Raw genomic sequence first — 14,327 nt, forward strand, 5'->3', positions numbered from 1 at the left:
TTTTGCTTGTCATTCCCGCAGGGAATCTGCGTTTGTCTTTTCTACTGTCTACCCACTACCGTCTACTCACTGTTCCTCTGCGGCCGCAACATCTCCAGCAGCAGCAGGCAAGCCCCCACCACAATCGCCGAGTCCGCCACATTGAAGTCCGGCCAGTGATAGTGCACGATGTGGACCTCGATAAAGTCCACCACATACGCATACCGTATGCGGTCGTACATGTTCCCAATCGCACCACCCAGAATCATTGCCAGCGCAATCGTCGTCGCATTCAGCTGCCGCCCCATCTTCCAGATCAGCACCAGCACCACCACCACTGCCACAATCGAAAACGCAATCAGCACATTCCGCACCAGCCCCGGCGACCGGAAGTCTTCAAACAGGCTGAACGCCGCCCCTGTATTCAGCAGGTGCGTAATCCGAAACACATGCGGCCATACCACAATGGCCTGCCCAATACCAACATGGTTTGTAATCCAGATCTTCGTCACACGGTCCAGCACAATCACCAGCACCGCAATCAAAAACACCACCCAACGCCTGTCCCGCATTAAACCTTTCCTTCCGTCGATTCAAACCCAACCATCGAAGTTACCGCCGTTTAAGCCGTTGTTCTTGTCGTGGCTGTTGCTTCTAGGTACGCCAAGGCTTCAGCCTTGGCTCTCATAACCGCATAGGGAAATCGGGGCTTTAGCCCCTGGGGTACGCCTTCTTCAAGGACAGGCATCAATTCGTCCCTCCGGCCGTCGCTTCAAACCCAATCGCATCCAGCGCCTCAGCGCATCGCGAGCACACCTCAGGCCACCGCGCGTCGCTGCCTACATCGGGCACCACGCGCCAGCACCGTCCGCACTTCGCGCCATCGGCCACCTGCGTCTCGATCAGCACAGCCTTCGCCTGCGCGCTCGCGCCCACAAGCTGCACCGTCGCCTGGCTTACGTTGAAGAACTCCGCCAGCGCCGCCTCATACTTCTTCAACACCACAGCTTCGTCCGAGCCCTCGGTCGCAATCACCGCCACGCTCGCCTCAAGGCTCTTGCCAATCGACTTCGCAGCGCGCATTGCCTCCAACTCAATCATCACCAGAGACCGCACCGCCAACAACTGCTCCCACTCCTTCTCGATCCCGGCCACGCTCCCCGGCACAATCTCCAGCACCTCCGGAAACAGCGCCAGATGCACGCTCGCCGCGCGTCCATCCATCTTCGGCAGATATTGCCACACTTCATCCGCCGTGAACGAAAGAATAGGCGCAATCAGCCGCGTCAGCGCCTCCGCAATCCGCCACATCGCCGTCTGCGCACTCCGCCGCGCCGCGCTCTTCGGAGCGAACGTGTACAGCCGGTCCTTCACCACATCCAGGTACAGCGCACTTAAATCCGAGTTCGTAAACTCATTCAGCGCCTGGTACGCCCGATGAAATTCAAACTCGTCATACGCCTTCCGGATCGCCGCATCCAGCTCTGCCGTCCGTGCCAGGATGTACTGGTCCAGCGGCTGCAGCGCGCTCCACGCCACCGCATCCACACTCGGATCGAAGTCCTCAAGGTTACTCAGCAGAAACCGCAGCGTGTTCCGCAGCTTGCGATAGTTCTCACTCACGCGCTGCATCAGGTTCTCGCTCGCCGCAACGTCCTCGCGAAAATCCACGCTCGCCACCCACAGCCGGATGATCTCGCCACCCAGCCGGTTCGCCACATCCACCGGGTCCACGCCATTGCCCAGCGACTTCGAGAACGCGCGCCCCTGTTCATCCAGAGTCCATCCGCTCGTCGCCACATACTTGTACGGCGCCGCATCGCACATGCCCACCGAGCTAAGCAGCGACGAGTGGAACCACCCGCGGTGCTGATCGCCGCCCTCCGTATACAGGTCGGCAGGGAAGCGCAGCTCCGGCTCAACCTCCAGCACCGCATGCCAGCTCGCACCGCTCTCGAACCACACATCCAGGATATCCATCTCCTTGCGAAACTCCGAAGGCTTCCCAACCTCTCCGCAACCCGGACACACCGTACCCTTCGGCAACAACTCCGCCACGCTCTGCGAGTACCACGCATCCGCGCCCTTCTTCGCAAACAGCTTCACCACGCTCTTGTTGATCGCCGGATCGTTCAGCGGCTCATGGCAGCGCTCGCACAGAAACACCGCAATCGGCACGCCCCAGATGCGTTGCCGCGAGATGCACCAGTCCGGCCGCGTCGCAATCATGTTGCTGATGCGCTCTTCGCCCCACTCCGGGTCCCACGTCACGCGGCTGATCTCCTCCAGCGCGCGCTCCCTGAACGTGACATTCTGCCCATCGGCCTTAGGCGAAAGCACCGGCGTCTCCATCCCGATAAACCACTGCTCCGTCGCTCTGAAGATCAGCGGCTTATGGCACCGCCAGCAGTGCGGATAGCTATGCACCAGGTCGAACTCGCCCATCAGCGCACTCTTCTCCGCAACGAGCTGCTTGATCACCGAGTTCGCCTTCTGCACAAACAGTCCATCGAACGGCTGCCCATCGTAGTTCCGCAGCTTGCCCTGAGCATCCACATTGCACGTCAGCGGCAGGTCATACTTCTGTCCGGTCGCAAAGTCATCCGGCCCATGGCTCGGGGCCGTATGCACCGCACCCGTTCCCTGATCGGTTGTCACATAATCGGCATTGACGCCCAACACTTCACGTTCCAGGAACGGATGCGCAAACGTCACGCGGTCCAGCTTCGCTCCCGCAAACTTCGCGATCACCTTCGCGCTCTTCAGATCGCCCAGCAGCGTGCAGGCCTCGCGAACCTGCTCCGCCAGCGCCTCGGCAACGATATACACATCCGCACCATCATCGAGCGCAACGTACTCCACCTCCGGCCCAAACGCCACCGCCATGCTCGCCGGCAGCGTCCACGGAGTCGTCGTCCAGATGATCGTATAAACGCTCTTACCCCTCAGCTTCGGATCGATCTTCTCCGGCGCGCTCGTCAGCTTGTACCGCACATACACACTCGGCGAGGTGTGCATCGCATACTCCACCTCTGCCTCAGCCAGCGCCGTCCGGTCATGGCTGCACCAGTACACCGGCCGCAGCCCCTTGTAGACGAACCCCTTCTCATAGAACCCATAAAACGTCTCCAGGATCTTCGCCTCGTACTCGAAGTCCATCGTCTGGTACGGCTTCTCCCAGCGCCCAAACACCCCCAGCCGCTTGAACTGGCTCCGTTGCAGGTCGATGTACTTCGCCGCATACTCGCGGCACGCCTGCCGCACCGCCACCGGGTCCATCTCCAGCTTCTTGCCGCCCAGCTGCTCGTCCACCTTGATCTCGATCGGCAGCCCATGGCAGTCCCACCCGGGCACATACGGTGCGTCGAAGCCCGCCATCGTCTTCGTCTTCACCACAAAATCCTTGATGCACTTGTTCAGCGCATGCCCCAGGTGGATCGCCCCGTTCGCATACGGCGGCCCATCATGCAGAATGTACTTCGGCGCACCCGCCCGCGCCGTCCGGATCTGCTGATACAAACCACTCTCTTCCCAGCTCTTCAGCCGCACAGGCTCGTTCTGCGGAAGGTTCGCTTTCATCGCGAACTCCGTCTTCGGCAGGTTCAGGGTGCTCTTCAGGCTCTTACTCTCTGACATCCAGTTCTGTCTCCCGGTGCTTTCTGCTTGCAAGCGCGCTTTCTGTCCACAAAGGCGCTTCATCGCTCCGCGCAGGCACATTGCCCATCGAAACTATCGCGCAAACCTCTATTGTAAATCTCCAGGCGACGGCATAACCGGCCCCACCCATATGAAGTGTCATCTCGACCGGAGGCCTTGAGCGAACGTAGCGAGTCGATGGGCCGCAGCGGAAAAACCTTCAGTTTACTGGCGAGCCACGAACTAGGTACCCCGGGCCTTCAGGCTTGGGTTTCATAGAGTGCTTGGAAAAGGGAGGGCTTTAGCCCAAAGGTTCGCTTCTTTCAAGACTTTCCACCCCACAAAACTCCCGTAGACATCTTGCACAGTCCATGCGTCTAACATCTAGAGTCATGGCCGGGCTACGTCCACACCCCGCCGAGAGTTTGTACAATAGCCCACAGCGAACAAAACGCCTCACCGCCTCAAGAACCCTATGGCTGAAAACAAAATGAACGTCGGCGGGACCCCCGATAACACCGTGCACCTCAGCGGAGAGATCAAGGAAGAAGGCGTCTTCGCCTCCCTTATCTCCAGCTTTCGCGACGTCTTCTTCCCCGAAAAGCTCCCACCCCTCGTCCTCGAGTCCAAGCCCATCCCCGTGCCTGATCGCATGGCGACCAAGATGAGCCCCCAGTCCCTCGGGCTCTCCATCACCTTCTACGCGCTGCTCATCCTCCTCATCGCGCTGCTCATCAGGAACCACGTCAGCCTCGCCCCCAAAGTCATCCAGACGGTCGTCAATCTCACCGCGCCTCTGCCGCCCGTCCCGCCTGCGGCAGATAAGATCGGCGGCGGCGGCGGCACCCACGACCTCGCTCCCGTCACCAAGGGCGCTCTGCCCAAGTTTGCCCAGCATCAGATCGTCCCACCCAAGGCTCCGCCCACCATCCCGCCCAAGCTCGCCGTTGAGCCTACCGTCGTCGTCCAGCCCGATCTCAAGATGGCCAACGTCAACATGCCCAACTTCGGCATGCCCAACGCTCCGGCGGCCACCATCGGCTCGCTCGGCCCCGGCTCAGGCGGCGGCATCGGTTCGGGCAACGGCCCCGGCATCGGCCCCGGCTCAGGCGGCAACACCGGCGGCGGCGTCTACCACATCGGTGGCGGCGTCCGTCCTCCCTCGGTTATCTACTCGGTTGATCCTGAGTTCTCCGAAGAAGCCCGCAAGGCCAAGTTTTCCGGCAACGTCCTAGTCGACCTCATCGTCGACGAAAACGGCCTCCCCTCCCACGTCCGCGTAGCCCGCGGCGTCGGCATGGGCCTCGACGAAAAAGCCGTGGAAGCCGTTCGCCAGTACAAGTTCAAACCCGCCACCAAGGACGGCAAACCCGTCAAAGTCGAACTGACGGTCGAGGTCAACTTCCAGATCTTCTAAAGAAAAATAAGCAGGAGTACTCGGATTTGCCGTTGCCTTTGCTCTTGCTGTTGCCTTTCTTTCTGTCATTCCGAGCGCAGCGAGGAACCTGCTTCTCGCGCGCGAAGCGCGCCCGCTCTTGACAAATCCACTACAATAGAAACAGAGAAGGCTCGGCACTCAGCCGGGCCTTTGTACTTTGAAAACCGAAAACCCCAAACCCGTCCCCCGAAACCGGGCGCAAACACCAGCCTGCCAGTAACGCGCAACAAAGGATACACCCTTAACCCCAATCCGCTCCGGATCATAGCCCAAAACCGGGGGAGGGTAGCCCGCTATACCGCGACCGCCCCGACCTCTTCAAACGTCAGGTTCTCCGCCGGACTCCCCATCGCCGTCTTCCACTTCAGAAACATCGTCCCATAGCTATCGGTGATGCAGCTCGCCGGATCGACTCCCAGCTCCGCCAGCATCCGGTCGATCCACGCCGGCTCGCCCTCCAGCTCAGCCCAAACCCCAATCGGAGTCTCATCCACCACCAGCTTCCCACCGCCGGCCACATACTCGGTCCTGTACTTCTCATACCGGAACACAGCGTCATACCCCAGCTGCGCAAAAATCTCCGCCAGCGCCGGGCCTTCGTCCACCACACTCTCGGTCTCGATCCGCCGCTTGTACTGCACATCCGCATCGTTGATATCGGCCTTGCGCTTGTGCGTCACTGTCCATGTATCGCCATACTGACGCAGCCGCAGAATCTGCTTCCGCCCGCGCAGCGTGCGCTCCGACGTGTCGTACAGTGTATTGGACTCGAACGTCCGCTCGGTCTCCAGCTCAAACCCAAGCGCTTCAGCGGCCGCGCGCAACCTGCGCACATCCGCCACGGGAAACTTCAGCTCGATCTCCGCAGCCTGCATGGCAGCGATTCTACGCCTCATCCCCGGTAAACACCCCTGTGGAAGACCAGCCCCAAAAGCTGGGTGCCCCATCTTCGCCGCGGCTTTATCGCGGCTAAGGTGGGTTCGCAGGACGTCAGCGATACCATGAAAGAGCTAGCATGCCGCCGACCGAACACCTCTACGCCGCGAACCCCGCAGATATCGCCCGTGCCGCCACGCTCCTCCGCGAGGGCCGTCTGGTCGCCTTCGCCACCGAAACCGTCTACGGCCTCGGCGCCAACGCCCTCAACCCAGAAGCCGTCGCCAGCATCTTCACAGCCAAGCAGCGCCCCGCCTGGGACCCCCTCATCGTCCACCTCGCCTCACCAGGGCAGCTCGACACCATCACCGAGATCCCCTCGTATCTCGTATCTCGCATCTCGCATCTCACCAACGCTTTTTGGCCCGGCCCACTCACACTCCTTCTGCCCCGCAGCGCCGCCGTTCCAGATGCCGTCACCGCCGGCAGGGAACTCGTCGGCGTCCGCATCCCAGCCCATCCGGCCGCGCACGCACTCCTCGCAGCCACAGGCATCCCCATCGCCGCCCCCAGTGCCAACCGCTTCGGACACACCAGCCCCACCACCGCCGACCACGTCCTCGCCGACCTCGACGGCCGCATCGACGCCGTCCTCGACGCCGGCCCCACCAACCTCGGCCTCGAGTCCACCGTCCTAGACCCCACCCAGACCCCGATGGTCCTCTACCGCCCCGGTGCCATCACCCCGGCGCAACTCACCGCCGCTACCGGCCTCCCAATCACCATCTACACCCCACCCACTTCCCGCTCCGCGCCAGAGGCTCTGCCATCCCCCGGCGTCGGCATCCGCCACTACGCTCCGCGAGCCACGCTCCAACTCACCGGCTCCACACCCGAGTCCCTCAACCACGCCCTCGCCACCACCTCCAGCCCCACCACTGGCGTCATCCTCCCCACCGGTTGGCAGCTCCACCACACAGCTCTCACTGAACCCTGGGCCCCTTGGGACAACCCCACCGCCCTCGCCGCAGCCCTCTTCGCCTGCCTCCGAGCCCTCGACGACCGCGGAGCCACCCGCATCCTCTGCCCGCTCCCCCCACCAGGCGGCATCGCCGACGCCATCCGCGACCGTCTCGAAAAAGCCGCCCGCACCACCTGACCGAAAAAGCAAAGCGGCGAGCGCAAACCGCGCCCGCCGCTTTAATCCACCACTCAATCCCTACTTCATTACGCTGCCAACCGGATTCACCTCACTGCTTTTGAACAAATACTTAATGCCGCTCTTGTAGATCAGCACGCGGTTCCTCCCCGACAGCAGCTTCAGCACACACTTGTCGTACCACTGGATGATCCCGCGAACCTCTTCGCCGTCCTCCAGAATCACTGTCATCTCGGTCTGCTGCTGCATCTGCTTCTGGAAGTAAAAAGCCTCGGCGTGCGTGCTCTCCGGCGTCGAGCGCCCGTCTATGTTCGCATGCGTCAGCGGGTCTTCCACATGCACCGGGTCACGCCGCCGCTCTATCAGCGACAGGTGCGGACGTATCAGCTTGCGCGTCCCATTGAATGTGTTGTCGTCCTTCCGGCTTACAGCCTTCGGTGTACTGCTCTTGCTCTCAATCACGTGCCACCCCTCTTTCCTGTACTCGGTACCTGCGGCCCCGTTTAGGGATGCACGAAGGCAGCGAAGCACGCTCTTTCCTGGAAACAGCGCGCCTCGTTCGACTCGTCTTATGTCCCGTATTGCTTTCTAATTGTAGGATGCAAAGACCAGCCGTGGCGGTTTGATCGCGTTTCCTATTCCTTAGTCAGGAATACTCATCAGCCAGTTGGATTCACCAACCGCCCAAAACGCCTCAACTACAACCAGAGCTACGCCCGACCGGCCCCCTCCAACTCCACCGCCAGCGAATCCAGGCTCAACGAGCGCAACAAGTTACGCCGCATCCCGCTCTGCACGGCATCCATCGCCCGCACCGCCCCTCAATCCACTCAAACCCGAACGTGTCCGCCATCCGCTGCAACTCTGCCCGGCGGTCGACGTTCCTCATTCGCTCACCTGCACCCGCCTGCAGCAACAGCATGTCCTCCAGCAAACTCGACAGCGCCCCCATCAGCGCCACCGTCTTCACCTGCCCCTCGGCCCCCGCACGATACGTCTCCGTCATCTTGAACAGCGCAGTATGATCGCCAGCCCGTTCAGCCCCTTGCAGCACTACCAAAGCATCGTTCCGGGCCGCCGCATACTCTGCCAGATCGAACCGCATCGCCCGCCCAAACGCGCCCTCGCTCAGCCGCGCCGTCAGCTCGCGCTCACTCATGTTCATCTCCGGTCTGCGCTCCGCCAGCAGGGAACTGATCTCCTCCACCGGCAGCGCTCCCAGATGCGCTACCGCACATCGCGACCGGATCGTCGGCAGCAGCTCACCCAGGTTCTCCGCCAGCAGAATGATGTGCACATACGTCGGAGGCTCTTCCAGCAGCTTCAGCAGCGAGTTCGCAGCCTCCTTCATAAACGCAGCCGACGTAATGATGAACACCTTCGCCGGCGCCTCCGTCGGCAGATACTGTGCTCGGCCAATCATCGTCCGGATTTGGCCAAGCTTGATCAGCAGCTGCGGCGGGTCCGGCGGCACCACCAGCACATCCGGATGCGTCTGCACCAGCACCCGCGTGTCCTTCTTGTCCGTCTCGCGCATCTCCTCGCGAACCGCGACGGCATCCGCCACCTTCGCATCCAGCTCCGCGCTCTCGGCAATCCGCACGCAGTTCTTGCACACACCGCAGAAGGCCGCTAACTCACGGCCATCCGCCGCTACATCCCGAGGCTGACGTTCGCACTCCAGCGCCATTGTCAGCATCAACGCCAGCGTGTACTTACCCGCCCCTCGCGGCCCCAGCACAATCAGCGACCGCGGCAGCCGCCCTGCAGCCACCGCCGCACGCAACCCCTCCACCACATGGGCATTGCCCACAAACTCCGCAAATGTCTTCGGCAGCTTCACATCTCTAGCCTATCTGCCTTCGCCTTACTTTGCGAAACTTGGCTAACTTCGCGAACTTTGCGGGAAAGCTTCTTCCACCCGCATCATCAGCGGCCACTTCGGACGCAGCGTAATCTTCGCCTGCGCCTCCACCGGATACCTCGGCACAAACCGCAGCCTCCACTTCTGCGCAATCGTCGCCAGCGACAGCACCCCTTCCATCCACGCAAACCCTTCGCCGATGCACTGCCGCCCACCACCCCCAAAAGGGAAGTACACAAACCGCGCCCGCACCGCCTTCGCCTCCGCCGTATGCCGCTCCGGTCGAAACTCCAGCGGCTCGTCCCAGAACTCCGCACTCCGATGCATCACATACTGGCTGATAAAGAAGTGCGACCCCGTCGGCAGCCGGTACTCACCTAACTCCACCGGCTTCGTCGACCGCCTGCCCATCGCCCACGCCGGCGGATACAACCGCATCGCCTCCGCAAACACCATCTCCGTATACCGCAGCCGCCCGTAGTCCTCCATCGTCGCCCGTCGGGCGGCATCTCCCGTCCCCAGCACCTCGCCGACTTCGGCATACATCTTGTCCGCGCATTCAGCATTCTGGCTCAACAGATACCACGTCCAAGCCATCGCATTCGCCACCGTCTCATATCCGGCCAGAAAAATCGTCAGGATCTCATCCCGCACCTGCGTATCCGTCATCCCAGAGCCGTCACCTTCATCCTTCGCCGCCACCAGCATCGACGCCAGGTCCTTCTTCTGCTCCAGCTCCTCGCGGCTCAATCTGCGACGGCTCGCAATCATCGCGTTCACCACCTGATCCAGCCGCGCCCTTGCTCGCCGAAACTGCACCACCCCCGGGATCGGCAGATGCAGCACGCTCTCCAGCTTTGGAAACGCGACCAGAAAGTTGTACAACCCCATGATCGTGTTCACCTCATCGCGAACACTCAGCACCTCCACCGTCACCTCGCTGTCGAACAGCGTCCGCGCCACCACATGCAGGCTCAGGTGCATCATCTCGTCGGCGATATCGATCTCCGCGCCCTCGCTCCACGTATCCCGCGCCGCAACCGCGTTCTCGACAATCTGCTCCGCATACCCCGCAATCCGCTGCCGATGAAACGCTGGCGCCGCAATCCTCCGCTGCCGCATATGGATCGGATCATCCGAAGTAATCAACCCTTCACCCAGCAGGATCTTCATCCGCTTCAGCGTGCGTTCGCGTACAAAGCTTCCTGCCTGCGCCACCAGGATCTCGTTGATCCACTCCGGATCATTCACAAACACAATCGTCGTGCCCATGAACCGGTAGTGAGCGATCCGCCCAAACGTCTTGTACAGGTGCTCGAACAGCGGGATCGGCTCTCCAAAGCTCACCCACTTCCGCCGAAAGTAAAAGGGAAGTGCCCGCCTCAGCCCCGGCGGCAGCCGCCACTCGCCCTCCACCCGCGCCGGCACATAATCGTAATCCCGCTCAAAATCTCTCATCGTCTATTCGGAGTAGAAGTGGCTTCAGCCCACTGTCCCGCGGCCCCAATCAATGGGCTTTAACCCCGGAGCCGCTCCCTCACCACCTCAAGTATCCGCTGCCCAATCGCCTCAATGCTCGCCTCCTCCGCAAACATCACCACCCGCTTTGGCTCCCGTCGAGCAATCGCCTCATATTGTTCATGCACTCGACGATAAAACTCCTCGCCCTCGCGCTCGAACCGCCCCTCATCCGTCCCCGAGCTCTTCACCTCGCGATCGTTCCTCCGCCGCGCCCGCTTCAACGCACGCTCCAGCGGAGGCAGCAGCAGCACCGTCAGCTCCGGCTGCACATCATTGCAGACAGCCTTATGCAGCGCCAGCACCCGCTCCGTGCCCAGCCCGCGCCCCGCACCCTGGTACGCCTCACTCGAATCCGTATACCGGTCGCACAACACAACAGCGCCTTCCGCCAGCGCCGGCAGTATCACCTGCTTCAGCGACTGCGCCCGGTCCGCAAACATCAGCGCCAGCTCCGCTTCAGGAGCAATCACGCCCACCTCAGCCTCACTCTTCGAATCCAGCAGCACCGCCCGAATCCTATCTCCCAGCGGAGTCCCGCCTGGCTGCCGCAGTGTCACCACGCGACGCCCCTCGGCCTCCAGCACCGCTGCCAGCCGCCGCAACTGGGTCGTCTTGCCCGACCCATCCAACCCTTCAAACGTAACGAACATTCCTCGGCTCACGTTCCCGAGTCTACTGCACCCGCCACCTCAGCCCACACATCACCCACAACCGGCATCCTACCTACTGTTGGCTTCACACCAACTGCCTCACCGAGGCCAGGAGGTTCGTCATGGTTACTGTCATTCTGCTCTTCTTCTTCGCAGTCCTCGCCGTCGTCCTCGCCGCAAGCATCTGGGGAGGCAACGCTGGCCGCCGCGCAGGTGCGCGCCCCCAGGGAAGCCGCGAAAACATCAACGCCCACACCCCGCCCACGCGCTAACCCAACCGGAGATGCAGCCTACGCGTTATCGGTTAGTGCAGCTGCGTCTCCCACGTCGCCGTAGCGCCCGTAATCGTCACCATCAAAGGTCCCTGTAGCCCCTCATGCAGCGACGGCCCCTTTACCGTATGCTGCTTCTCCGCCGCATCCGTCCACAGAATCTGCGTCTCACCCTCACCCAGAATCTTGAACCGGTAATGAAACTCCGCCCCCGGCGCCAGCGACTGAACCCCAAAGCTCGCGCTCGGATAATCCACCTCCACCAGGTTCACCGTCGCCCCGCTAGCGTTCTTCACATCCGCCTGCACATACGGCGAGCGGCACCCACTCACCCCCGCAAGCACCATCACCACTCCAGCCCCAGCCAGCAACCGCATCCGATTCATCACATCCCTTACTCTACTCTCTACTCCTTTACTCCTCTGCTCTTCACCAGCTCCGGCAGCCGACGCAGCGCCGCCGTCATCCGCAGCCACAGCTTATAGTCCATCGAAGGCGACCCCCCAATCATTGACCCCGCCGGAATGTCCCCATGCACTCCGGTCTGCCCCATCGCCACCACACCATCGCCCAGCGTCTGATGCCCGGCCGTCCCCACCTGCCCCGCCAGAATCGCATTCTTACCAACCGTCGTACTCCCCGCCAGCCCAACCTGCGCGCACAGCAGAGTGTTCTCACCCACCACGCACCCATGCCCCACCTGCACCAGGTTATCGATCTTCGCTCCACGCATCACTCTCGTCTCGCCCACACTCGCGCGGTCCACGCAGGCATTCGCCTGCACCTCAACCTCGCTCTCGATCACCGCTGGCCCCGCCTGCACAATCTTCTGCCAGTTCCCGGCGTCGTCCTTCGCAAACCCAAACCCATCAGCCCCAATCACCGCCCCATTCTGCAACACCACATCGTCGCCCAGCACACACCGCTCCCGCACCACAGCATGAGCATGAGCTAAGAAGCGGTCTCCCACCCGCACGCCGTCATACAACACCACATGAGGCAGCAAAACCGCATCGTCACCCACCACGCACCCTTCACCGATAACCACGTACGCCCCCACATGTGCCCGCGCTCCCAGCACCGCCGTCGCCGCCACCACCGCCGTCGCATGCACCCCCGGCGCATACTTCGGCGCCGGATGAAACACCTCAATCGTCCGCGACCACGCCAGATAAGGGTTCTTCACCCGCAGCGTCGGCACCTCGATCTGCCCAAACCCCGGCTCCACAATCACCGCCGCCGCTCCGGTCTTCTTCGCCATCGCCGCATACTTCGGGTTTGCGACGAACGTCACCTCCGTCGGCCCCGCCGTCTCGATCCCCGCCACACCTGTCACCAACGTCGCGGCCGAACCCTCAGCCCCAACCAACTCCGCCCCAATCCGCTCCGCCAACTCGCCTAAGGTCATGCCGCCATTCTACTTGGCTCTTTCTATCCGGCGATCTGTCATCTCCCCCCATCAACCGCAGCGCGAAGCGCATAGAGGACTCAAGATCGCCAATCTCCCCGGCTACCGGGAAGCAATTTGCCAGCGCCGCGCCGAAACCCTCTACTGCTGATAAACCAGCAATGGCCCACTCACCTGCTTCACCTTTAAATCGACAGTGACCTCCACATGGTCCGCGATCTTCACAAAAGGAATCCCGCTCGTCATCCCATAGTCCTTGCGATTGAAGATCATCGTTCCCGTAATCGTGCCTGCGCCCGTGCCCTTGCCTTCAACCGTCAGCTTCAGCGTCTCGCGTTTAGAGACGCCTCGCACCGAAAAGTCACCGACCACATCAAACGTCACCGGCCCGGTCTGCACCACCTTGGTCGAGTGGAACGTGATCAGTGGATTCTTCTCGACATCGAAGAAGGCATCGCTTCTCAGCTTGTTGTTCTTCATGCCACTTCCCGTATCCACCGTGGCCGCTTGAATCTGGATGTCCAGCACGCCCGTCCGCACATCATTCGACTTGAACTTGAGCATTGCGTCCCACTTGCTGAACTTACCCACGAGCGCAACCGAGGACTTCACATAAAACTTGATTGAGCTGTCGGTCGGCATTGTCGTGAACACAGGAACCTGTGCGTGGCTGGGTGCCGACAACAGGATGAATCCCATAAGGCAGAGAATGACGGTCCGCATGGGCCTCAGTCTCAACGCTCATCTCCTCGCTGTCAATAGAGCCGCAGCCCCGGCAACCTACAGCGAGACCTGCTTCATCGCCAGCCAACGAATCCTACTCATCCCCAAACAACCCCGCCTGCAACGCCTCCCGCGCCACCTTCGCCGCCAGCTTCTTCGTCGGAGACGTCACCCACCCCAGCACCTCCAACCCCTTCAGCGCCGCCCTCGGCACGAACACCCGCAGCGTGTTCCCCCGCCCATCCGGAGGCACCAGAAACACCCCCTGGTCCTCCAGCAGCCGGTCGATAAACCCCATATCGAAGCTCACCAGCCCCTCCAGCGGCATGGTCTCCCGAAACGTCACCCGCACCCACAGCCCCTCGCCCCGAGGCCGGGCAGGGAAGCTCCGTCTCCCCATCCGCTCCGGCTCCAGCGGATCATCCAGATTGAAATCTCTTACATAAGCAATCGTCTCAATCTCATTCAAATCCAGCAGCTTCGCCCGTGCGTCCACCTCAATCAGCTCCACCTGTCCCCCATGCACAAACCCGCTCTGCGGCAGATACCCCCACGCCAGCCGCCCACCCACCTGCCGTATCACGACCTTCTTCTGCGCCGCCGCCATCGCTTCTCACCCGCCAAACTCACCGGATTGTCGCACAACCCGTGAAATCGCCACATAATTTGTGCAATCGGGTAGCCAAAGTTATATATGTAGTGTAAAATCAACCCTTGTGGCGCGCTTTCAAGCTTGTATAAGTCCATCCTTTTGAGCGAGTTACCTCAGACCTCGCTCACCGCCGCTGCCGCACTGTTTCG

General features: G+C 61.6%; 14 protein-coding genes. 3 read left to right on the forward strand and 11 right to left on the reverse strand.

The genetic code is table 11. The features are described 5' to 3' along the window. Positions 1–62: 62 nt before the first annotated feature. Together lspA and ileS are read right to left on the reverse strand one after the other, a co-directional pair. Positions 63–551, reverse strand: a complete 489-nt coding sequence (gene lspA / locus GOB94_RS01025) for a signal peptidase II (protein WP_182277111.1) — start codon at positions 549–551, stop codon at positions 63–65. 175 nt (positions 552–726) lie between these two features. Next, positions 727–3,615 (reverse strand): isoleucine--tRNA ligase, encoded by a 2,889-nt coding sequence (ileS, locus tag GOB94_RS01030; RefSeq protein WP_182277112.1) that lies wholly within the window; start codon positions 3,613–3,615, stop codon positions 727–729. A 475-nt stretch (positions 3,616–4,090) separates the two neighbouring features. Between ileS and GOB94_RS01035 the strand changes: the two genes are divergently transcribed. Next, the gene (locus GOB94_RS01035; protein ID WP_255484132.1) at positions 4,091–5,032 is read left to right on the forward strand and encodes an energy transducer TonB; all 942 of its coding nucleotides are present in this window, start codon (positions 4,091–4,093) and stop codon (positions 5,030–5,032) included. Positions 5,033–5,346: 314 nt separating this feature from the next. Here GOB94_RS01035 and GOB94_RS01040 read toward each other — a convergent pair whose 3' ends face one another. Continuing rightward, the gene (locus GOB94_RS01040; RefSeq protein ID WP_255484133.1) at positions 5,347–5,949 is read right to left on the reverse strand and encodes a class IV adenylate cyclase; all 603 of its coding nucleotides are present in this window, start codon (positions 5,947–5,949) and stop codon (positions 5,347–5,349) included. A 119-nt stretch (positions 5,950–6,068) separates the two neighbouring features. Between GOB94_RS01040 and GOB94_RS01045 the strand changes: the two genes are divergently transcribed. After that, on the forward strand, positions 6,069–7,088 hold the full coding sequence (locus tag GOB94_RS01045; protein ID WP_182277113.1) for an L-threonylcarbamoyladenylate synthase: 1,020 nt from the start codon (positions 6,069–6,071) through the stop codon (positions 7,086–7,088). Between the two features lie 60 nt (positions 7,089–7,148). On the opposite strand, the gene GOB94_RS01050 is transcribed toward GOB94_RS01045, so the two are convergent. The 4 genes from GOB94_RS01050 to tmk all read right to left on the reverse strand — a co-directional run bounded on the left by GOB94_RS01050 (position 7,149) and on the right by tmk (position 11,135). Next, positions 7,149–7,550 (reverse strand): RNA chaperone Hfq, encoded by a 402-nt coding sequence (locus GOB94_RS01050; protein ID WP_182277114.1) that lies wholly within the window; start codon positions 7,548–7,550, stop codon positions 7,149–7,151. Between the two features lie 295 nt (positions 7,551–7,845). Continuing rightward, on the reverse strand, positions 7,846–8,931 hold the full coding sequence (locus tag GOB94_RS01055) for a DNA polymerase III subunit delta' (RefSeq protein WP_346265634.1): 1,086 nt from the start codon (positions 8,929–8,931) through the stop codon (positions 7,846–7,848). 42 nt (positions 8,932–8,973) lie between these two features. Beyond that, positions 8,974–10,410, reverse strand: a complete 1,437-nt coding sequence (locus GOB94_RS01060; RefSeq protein ID WP_182277115.1) for a cytochrome P450 — start codon at positions 10,408–10,410, stop codon at positions 8,974–8,976. Between the two features lie 59 nt (positions 10,411–10,469). Beyond that, positions 10,470–11,135, reverse strand: a complete 666-nt coding sequence (gene tmk / locus GOB94_RS01065; protein ID WP_182277116.1) for a dTMP kinase — start codon at positions 11,133–11,135, stop codon at positions 10,470–10,472. Between the two features lie 110 nt (positions 11,136–11,245). Here tmk and GOB94_RS01070 point away from each other — a divergent pair, with 110 nt between their 5' ends. Next, positions 11,246–11,395, forward strand: a complete 150-nt coding sequence (locus GOB94_RS01070; protein WP_182277117.1) for a hypothetical protein — start codon at positions 11,246–11,248, stop codon at positions 11,393–11,395. A 32-nt stretch (positions 11,396–11,427) separates the two neighbouring features. Here GOB94_RS01070 and GOB94_RS01075 read toward each other — a convergent pair whose 3' ends face one another. From GOB94_RS01075 to GOB94_RS01090, 4 genes are all read right to left on the reverse strand, one after another. Beyond that, entirely contained in the window at positions 11,428–11,781 is a 354-nt protein-coding gene (locus GOB94_RS01075; protein ID WP_182278349.1) for a hypothetical protein, read from the reverse strand. 20 nt (positions 11,782–11,801) lie between these two features. Further along, positions 11,802–12,803, reverse strand: coding sequence for a UDP-3-O-(3-hydroxymyristoyl)glucosamine N-acyltransferase (gene lpxD, locus GOB94_RS01080; RefSeq protein ID WP_182277118.1), 1,002 nt, complete (start codon positions 12,801–12,803; stop codon positions 11,802–11,804). A 141-nt stretch (positions 12,804–12,944) separates the two neighbouring features. Further along, positions 12,945–13,526: a YceI family protein gene (locus GOB94_RS01085; RefSeq protein WP_182277119.1), complete on the reverse strand. Its 582-nt coding sequence runs from the start codon at positions 13,524–13,526 to the stop codon at positions 12,945–12,947. Between the two features lie 94 nt (positions 13,527–13,620). Further along, positions 13,621–14,133, reverse strand: a complete 513-nt coding sequence (locus GOB94_RS01090) for a hypothetical protein (protein ID WP_182277120.1) — start codon at positions 14,131–14,133, stop codon at positions 13,621–13,623. Positions 14,134–14,327 lie beyond the last annotated feature (194 nt).

This window comes from Granulicella sp. 5B5 (genome assembly GCF_014083945.1).
In the GTDB taxonomy this organism is placed as follows: Bacteria; Acidobacteriota; Terriglobia; order Terriglobales; family Acidobacteriaceae; genus Granulicella.